The organism is Prescottella equi (genome assembly GCF_020171745.1).
GTDB classification, from domain to species: domain Bacteria; phylum Actinomycetota; class Actinomycetes; order Mycobacteriales; family Mycobacteriaceae; genus Prescottella; species Prescottella equi_A.
Window position 1 is genome coordinate 326,130 of the sequence record NZ_JAIVAH010000013.1, and the last position, 16,044, is coordinate 342,173.

Here is a 16,044-nt window from a genome sequence, read left to right on the forward strand (position 1 = left end):
CGTCACGCCCGCAATCGGAAGCCGCGCGGCGTCGCCGAGAAGCCCACCTCGGTGAGTAGCGGCGCGAAGTCGTTGCCGTGGATCGTCGTCCCGTTCACCTTCTCGACGACGACCTTGTCGATGCCGCCGCGTTTGACGGTGGTGGCAAGGGATTCGGCGGCGGTGCGCAGGGCGCCGATGTCGTCGGTGAACGTCAGCACGGTGCGGCCGCCACGCTCGACGAACAGCACCAGGTCGCCGTCGACGAGGACCACCAGGCCGCCGGCCTTGCGTCCGGGGCGATGCTTCGGTGCATCGTCGCCGGCCATCGACGGCGGCCACGGCAGTGCCGCGCCGTACGGGTTGGCGGGATCGGACGCCGCGAGCGTCACGGCGGGCGACGCCGCGTGCCGGCCCTCGATCGAGTCGCTGTAGGTCCGCAGGCGGTCGACCACGTCCGGTGTGGAGAACTGCGCACCGCCGAGGGTGTCGACGAAGTAGCCGCGGCGGCAGCGTCCGCCGTCCTCGAAGGCGGTGAGTACCTTGTACATCGACGCGAACCCGCCGGGCACCTCCTCGGCGACCACGGCACCGCGGGTGACGACGCCGTACCGCTCGAGCAGCAGGTCCGCGGTGGCGTGGGCGCGCAGCGTGGGGTCGACCTCCGGTTCGGGCAGCAGCGACCAGCGCCCACCCGCGGTGGGCGGACCGCTGCGGGTGGGCATCGTGGGACGCCCGAGTCGGCGGTAGGCGTGCGCGCGGGGTGCGCGGCGCGGGGTGCGGTGACTCGGGGTGGCGCGCGAGGTGTCGGACAGCAGCGCCCGCAGCGGGGCAAGGGTGTCGTTCCCGACGTACCCGGCCCACACCAGGTCCCACAGGGCGGCGGTGAGTGCCGTGTCATCTGTCGCGCCCAGGGTGTCCGACAGCTGCCGGAAGAAGTACGCGCCGCCGCCCGCGAGGGTGTCGAGGATGCTGCGATGTACGTCCGTGAGGTCGATCTCGACCGGGGGCGCGAGTGTCAGCGGAGACGAATCGGCCAGGTGCAGGCTCACCCACCCGTCCTTGCCGGAGATCTGCCCGGCACCCGACCACAGCACCTCGCCGGTGGTGGTGAGCTCGTCGAGCATTGCGGGGGAGTAGTCGCGCACCCGTGAGCCGAGGATCAGCGACTCGAGCGCGGACGCGGGAATCGGCACGCCCGCAAGCTGTTCCACGACCGTCACGACGCCGTCGAGCCCACGCAGCGAGCCGCCGACGTGCTGCCAGCTCGGCAGGAAGCGCCCCAGCGTCGCGGTGCTGACCGGTTCGACCTCCTCGCGTGCCGCCGCCAGCGACCGTCGTCGCAGGCGACGCAGCACCTCGGCGTCGCACCACTCGCTGCCGGACGCGCCGGGCCGGAACTCGCCCTCGACGATGCGTTTCTCGTTTGCCAGTCGCGCCAGCACGTCGCGGGCGACGGCGGATCCGATCCCGAAGCGCTCCGCAGCCTCCGACACCGTGAACGGTCCGTGCGTGCGGGCGTACCGGCCGAGCAGGTCGCCGAGCGGATCGTCGACGGGTTCGATGAATGCGGCCGGGGTGCCGATCGGCAGCGGCACGCCGAGACCGTCGCGCAGGCGGGCGGCGTCCTCGATCGCCGTCCACCACTGGCGTCCGGCGAACGAGACGTGCAGCGCGCGGCGGTGCGCGACGAGTTCGTCGAGCCACGGCACCGGGTCGGCGGTGGCACGCTCCGTCGCCTCCTCGGTGGTGAGCGGGCCGAGCAGGCGGAGCAGGTCGGCCATGCCTTCCATGTCCCTGACCTTGCGGTCCGGTTCCAGCCGCTGCAGTTCCCGTTCGGCCTTCGCGATGACGTCGGCGTCGAGCAGTTCGCGCAACTCCACCCGGCCGAGCAGTTCCGCGAGGAGCGTCGAGTCGAGCGAGAGCGCGGCTGCGCGGCGTTCGGCGAGCGGGCTGTCGCCCTCGTACATGAACGCGCCCACGTAATCGAAGAGCAGCGCGTTCGCGAACGGTGACGGGGTCGCGGTCTCGACCTCGACCATCCGGATCTGGCGGCGGGCGATGCGGCCGAACAGGTCCCGCAGCGCGGGCAGGTCGTAGACGTCCTGCAGGCATTCGCGCACCGTCTCGAGCAGGATCGGGAACGTCGGGAACTTGCGGGCGACGTCGAGCAACTGAGCGGACCGCTGCCGCTGCTGCCACAGCGGCGCGCGCTTGCCGGGGGTGCGGCGGGGCAACAGCAGTGCGCGCGCGGCACATTCACGGAACCGGGACGCGAACAGCGCCGAGCCGCCCACCTCATCGGTAACGATGTCCTCGATCTCGTCCCGCTCGAACGCGAACAGTTCCGCGCCGGGCGGGGTGTCCTCGGTGTCGGGCAGACGCACGATGATGCCGTCGTCGGATGCGGTGGGGGCGGCGTCCACGCCGAACCGTTCCCGCAGGCGCGCCCCGATCGCGAGCGCCCACGGCGCGTGCACGCGCAGTCCGTACGGCGAGTGCAGTACCAGGCGCCAGTCGCCGAGTTCGTCGCGGAAGCGTTCCACGACGAGCGTGCGGTCGGTGGGCACCCGTCCGGTGGCCTGCTGTTGGTCCGTGATCAGCGCCGCCAGGTTGGTGGTGGCGTTGGTGTCGAGTCCCGCGGCGACGCAGCGGGCCGTCACCTCGTCCGGGGTGCTGGACGACAGTTCGCGCAGGAATCCGCCGAGTGCCTCGCCGAGTTCGGCGGGGCGGCCCAGACCGTCACCGTGCCAGAACGGCAGCCGTCCGGGCAGGCCGTACGCGGGACTGACGAGGACCCGGTCGAAGGTGATCTCCTCGATCCGCCAACTGGTGGCGCCGAGCGCGAACACGTCACCGACCCGGGACTCGTAGACCATTTCCTCGTCGAGTTCGCCGACCCGCGACTGGCGCTCGCCGACCATGTATACGGCGAACAGGCCGCGGTCGGGGATCGCGCCACCCGAGGTCACGGCCAGGCGTTGCGACCCGGGCCGGCCGGTGAGGGTGCCGCCGTCGCGGTCCCACACCACGCGGGGGCGCAGTTCGGCGAACTCGTCGGACGGGTAGCGGCCGGCCAGCAGGTCGAGGGTCGACTCGTACGCCGAGCGGGGCAGCGTCGCAAACGATCCGCTGCGCCGGACGACGTCGAACCACTGCTCCACGTCGAGCGGTTCGAGAGCGGTGGCGGCGACGGTCTGCTGCGCCAGGATGTCGAGCGGGTTGGCGGGAATCTCCAGCGCCTCGATCTTGCCGTTGGTCATTCGTTCGACGGTGACGGCGCAGTGGATCAGGTCGGTGCGGTGTTTGGGGAACAGCACGCCGCGGGAGATCTCGCCCACCTGGTGTCCGGCGCGGCCGACGCGCTGCAGACCGCTGGCGACCGACGGAGGCGCCTCCACCTGCACGACGAGATCGACTGCACCCATGTCGATTCCGAGCTCGAGGCTGCTCGTGGCGACGACGCAGCGCAGGCGCCCCGACTTGAGGTCGTCCTCGATGATCGCCCGCTGATCCTTGCTGACCGAGCCGTGGTGGGCCCGCGCCAGCAGCGGATCGGCGCCGTAGTTGACCTCGGTGGGGGCGCCGATCTGTGCGGGCGGCTTGCCCTGTTTGTCGACGGTGCCGCCGAGACGTTCGGCGTAGATCTCGTTGAGCCGGGCGGTGAGCTTCTCGGCGAGCCGACGCGAGTTCGCGAACACGATCGACGAGCGGTGCTCGAGGATCAGATCCACGATCTGCTCCTCGACGTGCGGCCAGATAGACCCCGCCTGCGGGGTCGGCGACATCGATTCCGGATCCGGCTCGGAGACACCGAGTTCGGTCATGTCCTCGACCGGCACCCGCACCGTGAGATCGAACGTCTTGGCCGCGGGCGGCGCCACGATGCGGATCGGCGCGGAACCAGCGAGGAACCGGCCCACCTCCTCGTGCGGGCGCACCGTCGCCGACAGTCCGATCCGCTGGACCGGCCGCTCGCGCAGCATGTCGAGGCGTTCGAGTGACAGCGCCAGGTGCGCGCCGCGCTTGGTGCCGGCGACCGCGTGCACTTCGTCGACGATCACCGTCTCCACCCCGGCGAGGGTCTCCCGGGCCGACGACGTCAGCATCAGGAACAGCGACTCGGGGGTGGTGATGAGGATGTCGGGTGGCGTCTTGATCAGCTTGCGTCGTTCGCCGGTGGGGGTGTCGCCGGAGCGGACGCCGACCCGGATCTCGGGCGGTTCGAACCCCAGGCGCTTGGCGGTCTGGGTGATCCCGACCAGCGGGGCGCGCAGGTTGCGCTCGACATCCACGCCCAGGGCCTTGAGCGGCGAGATGTAGAGAACCTTCGTCGTGCGTTTCTCGTCGGCTTCCCCGGCCGACGCCAGCCGATCCAGCGCCCACAGGAACGCCGACAGCGTCTTGCCGGATCCGGTGGGCGCGACGACGAGCGTGTGCGCCCCGCTCGCGATCGACTCCCACGCGCCCAGCTGTGCCGCGGTGGGGGCGTCGAAGGCACCGTCGAACCACTCCCGGGTGGGCGCGGAGAAACGGTCGAGGACGGCGTCCATGCGGTCCATCTTGCCTGCCGGTACCGACACGTCGCCGACAAGCGGTCCCGGGCGCCCGCGGCGTAGTAGCTTCCGGAACAAACGAAAGAACGATCGGTCTTCACGAACGACGGGCGGGGTGGCATGGAGACGTTGATGTTCGTGCTCGAACTCGCGGTGGTGCTCGGCGCGATCGTGATGGGCACCCGGTCGAGTGGTGTGGCGCTGGGGCTGTGGGGCGGCGCGGGCGTGGCCGTGCTCGTGTTCGTCTTCGGGGAGGACGTCGGTACGCCACCGGTCGATGCCCTGCTCATCATCCTGTCGGTGGTGCTGGCGTCGTCGATGATGCAGGTCGCGGGTGGCATCGACTGGATGGTGACGATCGCGGCACGACTCATCTCGCGGCGGCCGAAGCAGATCACGCTGATTGCGCCGCTGGTGGCGTTCCTGTTCTCGGTGGGTGCCGGGACGTCGAACATCCTGTACCCGCTGCTGCCGGTGATCTACGACCTGTCGTATCGCAACGGTGTGCGGCCGTCTCGGCCGCTGTCGCTGTCCGTCGTGGCGACCGGTGTGGCGCTCGCGTGCAGCCCGGTGTCGGCAGCGATGGCGGCGATGGTGACGCTCACCGACGTCTCGCCGTACGACTTCGAACTGATCGACATCATCAAGATCACGCTGCCGGCCGCGATCATCGGCATCGTGCTCTCGTCGTTCGTCGTCAACAAGCTCGGCAAGGAGTTGCGTGACGACCCGGAGGTGCAGGAACGGATCCGGTCCGGTCAACTCGAGGCGGCCGGGGTCGGTGGGCCGGGCGCGCTGAAGCTCGAATCGACAACCAGCGGCCGCAATGCCGCGCTGATCTTCCTCGCCGGAGTCGCCGCGATCGTCGTGTTCGGTCTGTTCAAGGGGATTCGACCGGACGCGGCCGACGGCTCACCGCTGGGTATGACCCCGATCATCGAGATGATCATGTTCCTGGTCGGCACCCTCATCCTCCTGGTGTCGCGGCCGGACGTGAGTGCGGTGCCGGCCGCGTCCGTGTTCCGCGCCGGCATGGTGTCGGCGATCGCGCTGTTCGGGCTCGCATGGCTCACCGACACGTTCATCACTGCGCACAGCGAGACGATCACGAACACAGTCGGCGACTGGGTGCACGCAGCGCCGTGGATCTTCGCGCTCGGTGTGTTCTTCGTGTGTGTGCTGACCACCAGCCAATCGACCGCGACCAGGACCATCGTGCCGATCGGACTGGCGGCAGGGATCGCCCCGGGTGTGCTCAGCGGCATGTGGGCGGGCGCGTTCGCCGGCGTGTACCTGTTGCCCACCAACGGCTCCCAGATCGCGGCCGCGAACTTCGACCTCTCGGGAACCACCAAGCTCGGGACCAAGCTCGTCGACCACTCGTTCTTCCTGCCCACCATCGTGCTCGCGGTCACCACTGTTGCGGCAGGCGCCGGGCTGGGTGTGCTGCTGGGGTAGTGCACGATAGGCGCATGGCGCAATCCGGGGACGAGCCGAGTGGCGATGCCGCACAGACCGATCGACTGACGCCGCTGCTGATCGTGTACGGACTGATCGCGGGATTGTTCGGTGCCGCCTGCTGGCTGTACGTGCGCGGTCCGCGTCCGACCGTCGACCCCTCTGCGGTGCCGGGAGTGTGGACCTGGACGATCGTCGGCGCCGAATCAGCGCCGCCCCAGCTTCCCGCGTTCTTGATCGGGTCGCTTCTGGGCGTCCTCGCCGGCTACTTCGGCGCCCAGTCGTTGAAGTCGCTCGGCTTCTTCCTGAAGCGCGGTGCCAGAGGCCCGGTGCGGAGCGTTCTGGTCCTGTTCGGCGTCCTGGGGCTGCTCGTGGGGTTTGCGTCGTACGCGAATCTTGCGGTCAATTCCCCTCGCCGGGTTTTCACGTCCGACACCGTGCAGCCGCTGATCATCGACGCCGACCCGATCTGGTTGACGATTCCCGGCGTCGCCCTGGCTGGATCGCTGTTGTTCGGGCTGCTGATCTCGTTGCGGTGGCGGCTCGTCCGCACTCGTCCTTGGTGAGGCGCGCAGGCACTGGTTGATCCGCTACCTCGCGCGGTAGAGATCCCAGCTCGCCCTGCACGCGTGGGCGAGGCGGTCGATTCGGTCGGAATCGGCGGCAGGCCAGTCGACGCCCGGTTCCATCAGTTCCGCGGTGGCCCGAGCGCCGAGCAGGAACTCGCGGCGGAACTCGGCCTGTACCGCGCTGAGTACGACGCCGGCTGCCGCCGCGGCCGGGCGCACGGCGTCGAAGCGGGCGCCCGCCGCGATGATCTCCTGGCTGCCGAGGTACGGCTGGTTGAGCAGCACCGCGTCCGGATCGGTCGTGAAGTCCGCAAAGCCCTTGTGATGCCCCTGCGCGAGCATCCGAATCCGGTTCGGGTCCATCGTGACCGGATTGCCGCCTCTCGGATTGCCCTCGTGGTCTCCGCGATTCGACAGCGCGACGACGTCGGGCAACAGGTCTGTATCGGGGCGCGGCACGTTCACGGAGCCGTCACGCCGCGTCGTGTGGTTCATGGTGTCGTGGAACGACAGGGTCGTGAAGTCGCTGCCGCGGGTCAGGGCGAGCTCGGTCATTCGGGCGATCAGCTCGTCGCGGGTGCGTTCGTAGACACCGAGACCGCGCTCGGCGACCTCGGTGAACGTGCCGGCCAAGAGCTTCCACCCGGCGTCGTCGGTGGGTTCTCGCAGCAGTGGGAAGAACGAGAACGTGACAGGTCGGACAGCGTCGACACCGGTGAGGTCGACCCTGTTGCCGGGACCGGCCTTTCGGACACGTGCGAACGCCTCTCGCAGCGAAGCCTCGAGATCGGCAGGGCGGGCCCGGTTGGGGTCACGGATCATCCGCGGATGCGGATTCTCGACATACACGATGCGGTGGTCGATCTCGGCCCAGCGCCGGACGATCGGACCCGTCGACATATCGGTGAAATCGCACTGCAGACGGCGGGTGAACTCGGGCGCGAGGAACGGTGCCAACTCCTCGGGGATCGCGGATCCCGAATGCGGGCAGCTGACCAGGAGATCGGCGTCGGCCAGCGCCCTGTCGAGCGTTCGATTGTCGCGGTCTGCGTAGAACACGAGGTCGTCGGCGGTGAATTCCGTTCCGGCGGCGAGGAACAGCGGTGTGCCCGTCATGCGACGACGATAGCCCCGCGTAAGGCTGTGGCGCGGTAGGGAAATGCGGTCGAACCGGACATCGTCGGACGCTGCCCGACCGGCGACGGGGTCCGTCGTCGAAGTTGGTCGAGAATCGGTCAGGAATCTCGGTTAGGCCGTACAGACCGGCCTCCACTCACTAGTCTAATGGATGTTCCGGACGGTCTTTGACCAGGTCGGGGCCGTCTTCCTGCAAGGAGGGAGCTCCCCGTGAAACTCCACAAGACTGCGGCTGTGTCCGTACTCGCGATCGCTGCGCTCGGCGTGGCGACCGGTACCGCCTACGCCGAGCCCGGACCGCCGCCGACTCCAGGCGCGATCCACTACCAGACGCAGATCGGCGCGAACGGCACGTCGCTCGACACCGTGCTCGACGCCGGCACCTTTCGGGTCGCCGGCAACGTCGTCGACGTCGTCGACCCGGCGGGCACGACCGTCGGCACCGTCCCGCTCACCTATCGCGTGGCCGGGGTCGACGTACCGCTGGTGCCGTCCGTCGACGGCGGCAAACTCACTCTCACACCGGCGATCCCGGCACAGGGCGTGAGTGCGTTGAACAACGTGGACGCCCGCCAGGACGCGTACTCGAACATGGTCAGTGAGATCGAGAAGGGCTGGCTTAACGGTGGCCAGATGAACGCGCAGATCGGCGCCGGTGTGGGAGCGGTCGTCGGGTGCGTGTTGTTCCTGTTCGTCGGCTGCATCCCGGGTGCGGCAATCGGCGGTGCCATCGGCGCTGCCACCGGAATCAGCAACGCCAACCCCGCGGTTCAGCCCGCGATCTTCGATTTCATCGGCACCCTCTACTGACAGAGCTGGACGGTCAGGATCCGACGCTCGCCCCTGAGTCGGGGAGGGGCGAGCCTTGGCGCAGGAGGGCGCGCAGGTTGTCGGTGACGATGCGTGCCGAGATGTCGGGGTCGATGGCGCGCTGGATCCCGAGGCCCACGCCGAGGCTGAGGATGCTGCGCGCCGCGTCGTCGGCCGGTAGCGGCAGGGCGATGCCGGTGGCCTCGGTCAGCGAATTCACCAGGGCCAGAACCATTCCGTGTGCCATCCCGAGCGCCGACGCGAGCGCGGCCTGCACCTCGGGGTCGTGCCGGCAGGCGGCGATGAACTCGAACTCGAGCATCGTCCAGCCCACGTCGCCGAGGGTGCGTTCGGCCCAGTCCTGGATGCGTTCGAGGAGTGCGTCGAGGTCGCCGTCGGCCGCCACGAGTGCCGCGACCTCCTCGAACTTCGTCGTATGGATGAGGTCCAGTACCTCGAGGCACAACTCCTTCTTGCCGCGGAAGTTCGAGTAGACCGCGCCCTTCGAGTAGCCGGCCGTCTCGGCGACCTTCTCGAGGGATGTCACCGCGTAGCCGTCGGTGAGGAACAGGTCGCGGGCGGTGGCGAGCAGGTCCGAACGGGTGCGGGCCTGGCTTTCCGATCTGGTCAAACGTGCCATGCGGTCATTCTCCCCGACGATTGGGCTACCGCGAGTATTTGAATGCTGCTAGTTTCTGGATATGACTTCGAGTGACACATATCTCGGTCGAGGGTTGGTCATCGGATGCGGGGGGACGCTGGGGGCGGCCTGGACGGTCGCGGCACTGGTCGCGGTCCGGGACGCACTCGGCTGGGATCCGCGCGACGCGGACGTCCTGGTCGGCACATCGGCGGGAGCCGAACTCGTCACGATGCTCGGGAGCGGCATCGGCGTCGACGAGATCCTCGCGATGCAACTGGGGGAGTCGACGCATCCGGTGCTGTCGCGGCACCTCGACGGCGCCCCGGGCCGGTTCCCGCCCGTGCCACGACCGCGACCGGGCGCGCCCGGGCTGCTGCGCCGCGCCGTGCCCACCATGACCCGGTTGAGTGGACTGCTCCCCGAGGGTCGTGGTGACGCAGGGTGGCTGGACCGGCTGGCCACAGGCGTTACGGACTCCGGTGATTGGGTCGCCCACCCGCAGACCTGGCTGGTCGCGATGGATGCGGCGACCGGCGATCGAGTGGCCTTCGGCGCGCAGGGGGCTCCGAAGGCGACGCTGTCGGAGGCGCTGCGCGCGTCGTGGGCCATCCCGGGCTGGATGTCGCCCGTCACGATCGGCGGCCGGCGCTACGTCGACGGCGGGGCGGCGTCCACCGCGTCGGCCGACCTGCTGGCCGGACGCGGACTCGACGAGGTGATCGTGCTGGCGCCCATGGCCTCCCGCGGCCGAATGCCCGGCCGCGGCCCGGCCGCCCTCGAGCGAGCGGTGCTGCGGAACTGGATGAGCGCCGGACTCGACGCGGAGTGCGCGGCGCTGGAGGCGTCGGGCACCCGGGTGATCCGGATCGACGCGACCGCCGACGATCTCGCGGTGATGGGCGCCAACTTCATGGACGATCGCCGCAGGCTCGCGACCCTCGAACACTCGCTGCGCAGCACCCGCACCGCGGTGCAGCGCGCTCTCACGACAGGAGTTCGCGGATGACCCGCCACCACGAGGTGATCGTCGTCGGCGCCGGGATCTCGGGCATCGGCGCCGTGATCCGGCTGCAGCGCATGGGGATCGACGACGTCGTCATCCTAGAGAAGGGTGACGCGCTCGGCGGAACGTGGCGCGACAACACGTATCCCGGGTGCGCGTGCGACGTGCCGTCCGCCCTGTACTCGTACTCGTTCGCACCCAACCCCGGGTGGAGTCGACTGTTCGCGGGGCAGAACGAGATCCGCGAGTACATCGAGCGGACCGCCGCCGAGCACGGAGTGCGCGAGCGGGTCGAGTTCGGCACCGAACTGGTGCGCGCCCAGTGGGACGAGACGACGCGTCGGTGGGTGCTGGAGACCAACGCGGGAACGTTCACGGCGAACGCGGTGATCGCGGCCGCGGGCCCGTGGAACCAGCCGCTCGTGCCGGACATCCCGGGGCTCGACGGGTTCCCCGGCGAGGTGTTCCACTCGTCGCGCTGGAACCACGACTACGACCTGTCCGGCAAGCGGGTGGCCGTCGTCGGGACCGGCGCCTCGGCGGTGCAGTTCGTGCCGGAGATCGCGCCGACGGTGCGGGAGCTGCACCTGTATCAGCGCACCGCGCAGTGGGTGCTGCCCAAGCCCGACACCGCGCTGCCCGGGCCGGTCCGCGCGGCGATCGGCGCGATCCCCGGATCGCTGAATGCGCTGCGCCGCATCCAGTACGGGATCATGGAGGCGCTCGGGGTCGGCTTCCGCAACCCGTGGATCCTGCGGGTGATCCAGCAGATCGGCCGGGTGCAGTTGCGGGCACAGATCCGTGATCCGCGGCTGCGCCGGACGCTCACGCCCGACTACACGCTCGGCTGCAAGCGCCTGCTGATGTCCAACACGTACTACCCGGCGCTGAACCGCCCGAACGTCGAGGTGCACGCGAACGCGGTGCAACAGGTGCGTGGGAACGTCGTGGTGGGCGCGGACGGCATCGAGAGGGAAGTGGATGCCATCATTTTCGGCACCGGCTTCCACATCCTCGACATGCCCATCGCAGGGCGGGTGTTCGACGGTGAGGGCCGCAGCCTGGGCGACCACTGGAAGGGCAGCCCGCAGGCCTACCTCGGCACCACCGTCGCCGGATTCCCGAACGCGTTCGTGCTGCTGGGACCGGCGCTCGGCACCGGGCACACGTCGGCGTTCATGATCCTCGAGGCGCAACTGGACTACCTGACGGCCGCGATCCGCGCCGCGCGCGCGGCCGGGTGGACCCGGATGGAGACCCGGCCCGAGGTGCAGGCCGCGTTCAACGCCGAGGTGCAGGAGGCGCTCGCGACCACCGTCTACAACGCCGGCGGATGCCAGAGCTACTTCCTCGACGTCAACGGCCGCAACAGTTTCAACTGGCCGTGGTCGACCGGGCGGATGCGGGAGCGACTGCGGGACTTCGACGAATCTGCCTACCTGACATCCACGGAGGTCACGTCATGACCCGGTATCCCGAGATCGACCCGAGCGGTGCCCGCGTCCTCGTGACCGGTGCCGGACGCGGCATCGGCAGGGCCACCGCGCGGGCGTTCGCGGCCCGCGGCGCGACCGTTGCCCTCGCCGACGTCGACCGGACCGCGGTCGAATCCGCCGCCGAAGGTCTCGGCACCGCGCACGTGCTCGACGTCCGATCGCGCGCGTCGTGGGACGCGTGTGTCGCCGAGGTGGGCCCCATCGACATCCTGGTCAACAACGCCGGCGTCATGCCGGTCGGCGGTTTCCTCGACGAACCCGACGCGACCGGCGAGATGACGATCGACGTCAATGTGTGGGGGCCGATCCACGGCATGCGGGCGGTGGTGCCCGGCATGATCGAACGCGGACGCGGCCACGTCGTGAACGTCGCCTCGCTGGCCGGGAAGATCGCGATCCCCGGACTCGCGGTGTACAACGCGAGCAAGTATGCGGCCGTGGGCCTCTCGTCCGCGGCCCGGCTCGAGTTCGCCGACCACGGGGTGAGTGTCTCGACCGTGCTACCGAGCGCGGTGCGGACCACCCTCACCTCGGGCATCCCACTCGGCAAGGGACTGCCGACCGTCGACCCCGAGGACATCGCCGACGCGATCGTCCGCACCGTCCGCACTCGCCGCGCCGAGACACCCGTCCCCGGCTATCTCGCGGCCCTCGACCTCGGGCTCGCCGTGGCACCGGAACGGTTGGTGCGGTGGATCCGCCGCGCCGTCGGCGGTGAGCGGGCACTGACCCGCGTCGACCCCACAGCACGGGCCGACTACGACGCGCGGTTGCGGCGCGACCGGGCGCAGTGACCGCACCGCTAAGTTGACGGGGTGAACCCCGAGCATCGCCAATCCAACTACCAGGTCAGGTTCGACTGGGGACTCGACGGTGCCACAGCGGTGGCGAAGGACGCGGACGTCGCGGTGATCGTGGACGTGCTCTCGTTCACCACCACGCTCTCGGTTGCGGTCGACGCCGGAATCGAGGTGTTCCCGTACCCCGTCGCGGACTCCGCCGCCGAGTACGCCACGCGGCGCGATGCGGCTGTGGCGGTGCGGCGTAGCCGGGCCATGCCCGGAGACGTCAGCCTCTCGCCGGCGTCGATCCGGTCGACTGGCGCGACGCTGCGTCGTCTCGTGCTCCCGTCACCGAACGGATCGACTATCTCGCACGCACTTGGCGCGGCGTCGAGGGTCTGTGTGGGAGCGTCGTTGCGGAACGCGCAGGCCGTCGCAGCCTGGATTCTCGCCGAGGTCGGTTCCGACTCCGTCGTCGCGGTGATCGGGGCGGGTGAGCGGTGGCCGGGCGGGACTCTGCGTCCCGCAGTCGAGGACCTGTGGGGAGCAGGGGCGGTGATCTCGACGCTGATCGAGGAGGGGTGCGAGGCGTCTGTCGAGGCGGAGGTTGCTGCGGCCGGGTGGCACGCGGTTCAGAGTGATGTCGCAGCTGCGTTGAGGCGATGCGGGTCCGGGCGCGAGTTGGCCGCAGCCGGTTACGAATGCGATGTCGACGTGGCCGCCGAGATCGATCGGAGCGCTGCAGTCCCGGTGTTGCAGGGTGAAAGTTACGTCGATATCCGGTGGTCCGCCGGTCAACCGAACTCCACCCCTTGCGCGAGCGGGAGTTCGTCGGAGTAGTTGACGGTGTTGGTGGCGCGGCGCATGTACGACTTCCAGGCGTCCGAGCCCGATTCGCGTCCGCCACCGGTGTCCTTCTCGCCGCCGAACGCGCCACCGATCTCCGCGCCGGACGTCCCGATGTTGACGTTCGCGATGCCGCAGTCGGAGCCGTCGGCAGCGAGGAAGCGCTCGGCCTCGCGCTGGTCGGTGGTGAAGATCGCCGACGACAAGCCCTGCGGGACACCGTTGTGCAGTTCGATCGCCTCGTCGAAGGTGTCGTACGCGAGGACGTACAGGATCGGCGCGAACGTCTCGGCGCGCACGATCGAAGTCTGCGACGGCATCCGGACGATGGCCGGGGTGACGTAGAACGAGCCCCCGCCGCCGACCCGCTCGCCGCCGGTCACCACCACACCACCGTCGGCGCGCGCGGTGTCGAGCGCGGCGTGCATCGCATGGAAGGCGGCCCCGGAGATCAGCGGCCCCACCAGGACACCGTCGTCGAACGGGTTGCCCACGGTCAGTTGCCGGTACGCGTCGGCGATTTGGTTGGTCACGTCGTTCACGATCGACCGGTGCACGATGAGTCGGCGCAGCGTGGTGCAGCGCTGACCGGCGGTGCCTGCTGCGGCGAAGACGATGCCGCGCACCGCCAGATCCAGATCGGCGGACGGCGTCACCACCGCGCCGTTGTTGCCGCCCAACTCCAGCAGGCAGCGACCGAAGCGGGCCGCCACCCGCGGCGCCACCGCGCGCCCCATCCGCACCGAACCGGTCGCGCTCACGAGCGCGACCCGGGGGTCGTCGACCAACTGCTCGCCGACCACCGCGGACCCGAGCACCACGTGGTGCAGGCCGTCGGGGGCACCGGTCTCGGCGGCGGCCCGGCGCAGCAGCGCGTCGCACGCGATCGCCGTGAGCGGGGTGGACTCGGACGGCTTCCACACCACCGGATCACCGCACACCAGCGCCAGCGCGGTGTTCCACGACCACACCGCGACCGGGAAGTTGAACGCCGAGATCACCGCGACCACGCCGAGCGGATGCCACGTCTCGGACAGGCGGTGGCCCGGCCGCTCCGACGCGATCGTGCGCCCGTACAGCTGCCGGGACAGGCCGACGGCGAACTCGCAGATGTCGATCATCTCCTGCACCTCGCCGAGCGCTTCGGAGCGGATCTTGCCTGCCTCCAGGGTGACCAGATCGGCCAGGTCGGTCTTGTGCTCGACGAGCAGTTCGCCCAGTCGGCGCACCACCGCGGCCCGCTGCGGGGCGGGCACCGTCCGCCATGTCGGGAACACCTCGGCCGCGCGTCCCACCGCCGCATCGACGTCCGCCGACGTGCTGGGGTGCAGAAACGCGAGGACCGAACCGTCGATGGGAGTGCGCGCCGAGATCGGGACCGGGCCGGCGTCGCCGCCGATCTCGGGAAGCGTTGCACCGCAACGACCGAGTGCTGCGATCGCGCGGTCCTCCAGCAGGCCGGTGCCGGGAAATGTCATCGCTCGGGTCCTCTCGACTGCTCCTGCTGACGTCGGTACAACTCGTACGGATCGTGGACGTCCCGGCCGATCGCCGCCGCCAGCGAGGACCGGGAGAACTCGGTGCCGGACGCGTCGAACGTGGGTGTGTCCGTGTCCAGGTTCGAGCGGAAGATCCCGGCCGCGGACTTCGGGAGGAAATCCTCGTAGACGATCGGTTCGCGCACCCCGCCGTGATACGTGAAGTAGGCGGCCTCGTGCTTCTCGAGTTCGTCCTCCGATGCGGGGAAGCGCTTGTCCCACAGCCCCTTCGTGTTCGACGGATCCGCGTCCATCAATTCGTCGTACAGTTCCCGCCCGCTGGGGGTGAGCGCGATCCCGCGGGCCTCGACCTCCCCGAACCGCACCCGCAGTTCGCCGTCGGTAACCGAACCGTCGGGCAGCGCGAAGCGGCGCGGTTCGGCCAGCGCCCGGAACGACGTCTGCCGCAGCAGCACCGCCGGGCCGTCCCACCGCGGCGGCCCCTGGATTCGGTCGATCATCGCGATGCCGCGCGCCGACATCCGCGCGTACAGGTCGTCGATGTCGAGCACCCGCGGGGTGAGGTGGTTGATGTGGGTGCTGCCGACGCCGCCGATGTCCGCGGCAACCGCGGACACCTGCTCGAGTTCGCGGTACCACCCCAGGTCCACCGGTTCGTGCGACAACTCGAACACCGACGTCGCCAGCGTCACGAACCGCTGGGCCTGTGGCGCGTCGAGGCCGCCGTCGTCCGCGGCACGCCGGGCCAGCGACAGCAGCACGTCGGGGAACAGGCGACGCCGCGACAGGAAACCGTCGAGTTGCCGCTGCAGGTCGGCGTCGAAGAAGCGTCGATCCGACGTTGTCAGCATCGACGTGAACACCCGGAACGGGTTGCGGGCCAGTTCGTCGGGGTCGATCGGGCGGAAGGCCGTCGACACCACCGGCACCGGCGGCGTCGCCTCGCGCAGGTCGTAGAAGCCCACCGGGTACATGCCGAAGCCGGCGAACAGCACCGCGACGTCGTGCATCTCCGACGGCGTCCCCACCCGGATCGCGCCGTGCCGTTCCGCCGTCACCCGTCCGATGCTGCCGAGGCGCTCCGCGGTGTCCGGGTGCGCGGCCAGGAAGTCCGCATTGACCTGTTCGGTGACATCCACCAGCGTCGTGTATTCCGGAACCTCGCGGCCGTACATGCGAGACAGCGCCGCAGCGAATCTCGACCGCAGTTCGTGGATTTCGGCCATCGCTCCTCGATCGTACGAGCCTCGATGCCCGGACGTGGGC

Annotated in this window: 12 protein-coding genes; 7 read left to right on the plus strand and 5 right to left on the minus strand. The window is 69.8% G+C overall.

What is annotated here, in order from left to right:
- Positions 1-2: 2 nt before the first annotated feature.
- Entirely contained in the window at positions 3-4,532 is a 4,530-nt protein-coding gene (locus LCL87_RS11655) for an ATP-dependent helicase (protein ID WP_225020010.1), read from the minus strand.
- A 123-nt stretch (positions 4,533-4,655) separates the two neighbouring features.
- On the opposite strand from LCL87_RS11655, the gene LCL87_RS11660 reads away from it, so the two are divergent.
- On the plus strand, positions 4,656-5,993 hold the full coding sequence (locus LCL87_RS11660) for an anaerobic C4-dicarboxylate transporter family protein (RefSeq protein ID WP_225019691.1): 1,338 nt from the start codon (positions 4,656-4,658) through the stop codon (positions 5,991-5,993).
- Positions 5,994-6,007: 14 nt separating this feature from the next.
- Positions 6,008-6,559, plus strand: coding sequence for a hypothetical protein (locus LCL87_RS11665; RefSeq protein WP_225019692.1), 552 nt, complete (start codon positions 6,008-6,010; stop codon positions 6,557-6,559).
- A gap of 24 nt (positions 6,560-6,583) precedes the next feature.
- Here LCL87_RS11665 and LCL87_RS11670 read toward each other — a convergent pair whose 3' ends face one another.
- Positions 6,584-7,678 (minus strand): N-formylglutamate amidohydrolase, encoded by a 1,095-nt coding sequence (locus tag LCL87_RS11670; RefSeq protein WP_225019693.1) that lies wholly within the window; start codon positions 7,676-7,678, stop codon positions 6,584-6,586.
- 231 nt (positions 7,679-7,909) lie between these two features.
- Here LCL87_RS11670 and LCL87_RS11675 point away from each other — a divergent pair, with 231 nt between their 5' ends.
- Positions 7,910-8,509 (plus strand): DUF8020 domain-containing protein, encoded by a 600-nt coding sequence (locus LCL87_RS11675; protein ID WP_225019694.1) that lies wholly within the window; start codon positions 7,910-7,912, stop codon positions 8,507-8,509.
- Between the two features lie 13 nt (positions 8,510-8,522).
- On the opposite strand, the gene LCL87_RS11680 is transcribed toward LCL87_RS11675, so the two are convergent.
- Entirely contained in the window at positions 8,523-9,149 is a 627-nt protein-coding gene (locus tag LCL87_RS11680; protein ID WP_225019695.1) for a TetR/AcrR family transcriptional regulator, read from the minus strand.
- Positions 9,150-9,210: 61 nt separating this feature from the next.
- Here LCL87_RS11680 and LCL87_RS11685 point away from each other — a divergent pair, with 61 nt between their 5' ends.
- Genes LCL87_RS11685 through LCL87_RS11700 form a run of 4 tightly spaced genes read left to right on the plus strand, consistent with a single transcriptional unit; the run spans position 9,211 to position 13,273 of the window.
- Positions 9,211-10,158 (plus strand): patatin-like phospholipase family protein, encoded by a 948-nt coding sequence (locus LCL87_RS11685; protein WP_225019696.1) that lies wholly within the window; start codon positions 9,211-9,213, stop codon positions 10,156-10,158.
- Entirely contained in the window at positions 10,155-11,621 is a 1,467-nt protein-coding gene (locus LCL87_RS11690; RefSeq protein ID WP_225019697.1) for a flavin-containing monooxygenase, read from the plus strand. Before LCL87_RS11685 ends, LCL87_RS11690 begins: the two co-directional genes overlap by 4 nt.
- Entirely contained in the window at positions 11,618-12,445 is an 828-nt protein-coding gene (locus tag LCL87_RS11695; protein WP_225019698.1) for an SDR family oxidoreductase, read from the plus strand. Before LCL87_RS11690 ends, LCL87_RS11695 begins: the two co-directional genes overlap by 4 nt.
- A gap of 21 nt (positions 12,446-12,466) precedes the next feature.
- Positions 12,467-13,273, plus strand: a complete 807-nt coding sequence (locus LCL87_RS11700) for a 2-phosphosulfolactate phosphatase (RefSeq protein ID WP_225019699.1) — start codon at positions 12,467-12,469, stop codon at positions 13,271-13,273.
- On the opposite strand, the gene amaB is transcribed toward LCL87_RS11700, so the two are convergent.
- Complete coding sequence (gene amaB, locus LCL87_RS11705) at positions 13,228-14,757, minus strand: L-piperidine-6-carboxylate dehydrogenase (RefSeq protein ID WP_225019700.1); 1,530 nt, start codon at positions 14,755-14,757, stop codon at positions 13,228-13,230. The genes LCL87_RS11700 and amaB overlap by 46 nt on opposite strands.
- The gene (gene hglS, locus LCL87_RS11710) at positions 14,754-16,004 is read right to left on the minus strand and encodes a 2-oxoadipate dioxygenase/decarboxylase (protein WP_225019701.1); all 1,251 of its coding nucleotides are present in this window, start codon (positions 16,002-16,004) and stop codon (positions 14,754-14,756) included. Before hglS ends, amaB begins: the two co-directional genes overlap by 4 nt.
- Between the last annotated feature and the right edge of the window lie 40 nt (positions 16,005-16,044).

Coding starts and splice junctions, on each gene's coding strand:
- LCL87_RS11655 (WP_225020010.1), bottom strand. CDS start 4,532: ATGGACGCCGTCCTCGACCGTTTCTCCGCGCCCACCCGGGAGTGGTTC.
- LCL87_RS11660 (WP_225019691.1), top strand. CDS start 4,656: ATGGAGACGTTGATGTTCGTGCTCGAACTCGCGGTGGTGCTCGGCGCG.
- LCL87_RS11665 (WP_225019692.1), top strand. CDS start 6,008: ATGGCGCAATCCGGGGACGAGCCGAGTGGCGATGCCGCACAGACCGAT.
- LCL87_RS11670 (WP_225019693.1), bottom strand. CDS start 7,678: ATGACGGGCACACCGCTGTTCCTCGCCGCCGGAACGGAATTCACCGCC.
- LCL87_RS11680 (WP_225019695.1), bottom strand. CDS start 9,149: ATGGCACGTTTGACCAGATCGGAAAGCCAGGCCCGCACCCGTTCGGAC.
- LCL87_RS11685 (WP_225019696.1), top strand. CDS start 9,211: ATGACTTCGAGTGACACATATCTCGGTCGAGGGTTGGTCATCGGATGC.
- LCL87_RS11690 (WP_225019697.1), top strand. CDS start 10,155: ATGACCCGCCACCACGAGGTGATCGTCGTCGGCGCCGGGATCTCGGGC.
- LCL87_RS11695 (WP_225019698.1), top strand. CDS start 11,618: ATGACCCGGTATCCCGAGATCGACCCGAGCGGTGCCCGCGTCCTCGTG.
- amaB (WP_225019700.1), bottom strand. CDS start 14,757: ATGACATTTCCCGGCACCGGCCTGCTGGAGGACCGCGCGATCGCAGCA.
- hglS (WP_225019701.1), bottom strand. CDS start 16,004: ATGGCCGAAATCCACGAACTGCGGTCGAGATTCGCTGCGGCGCTGTCT.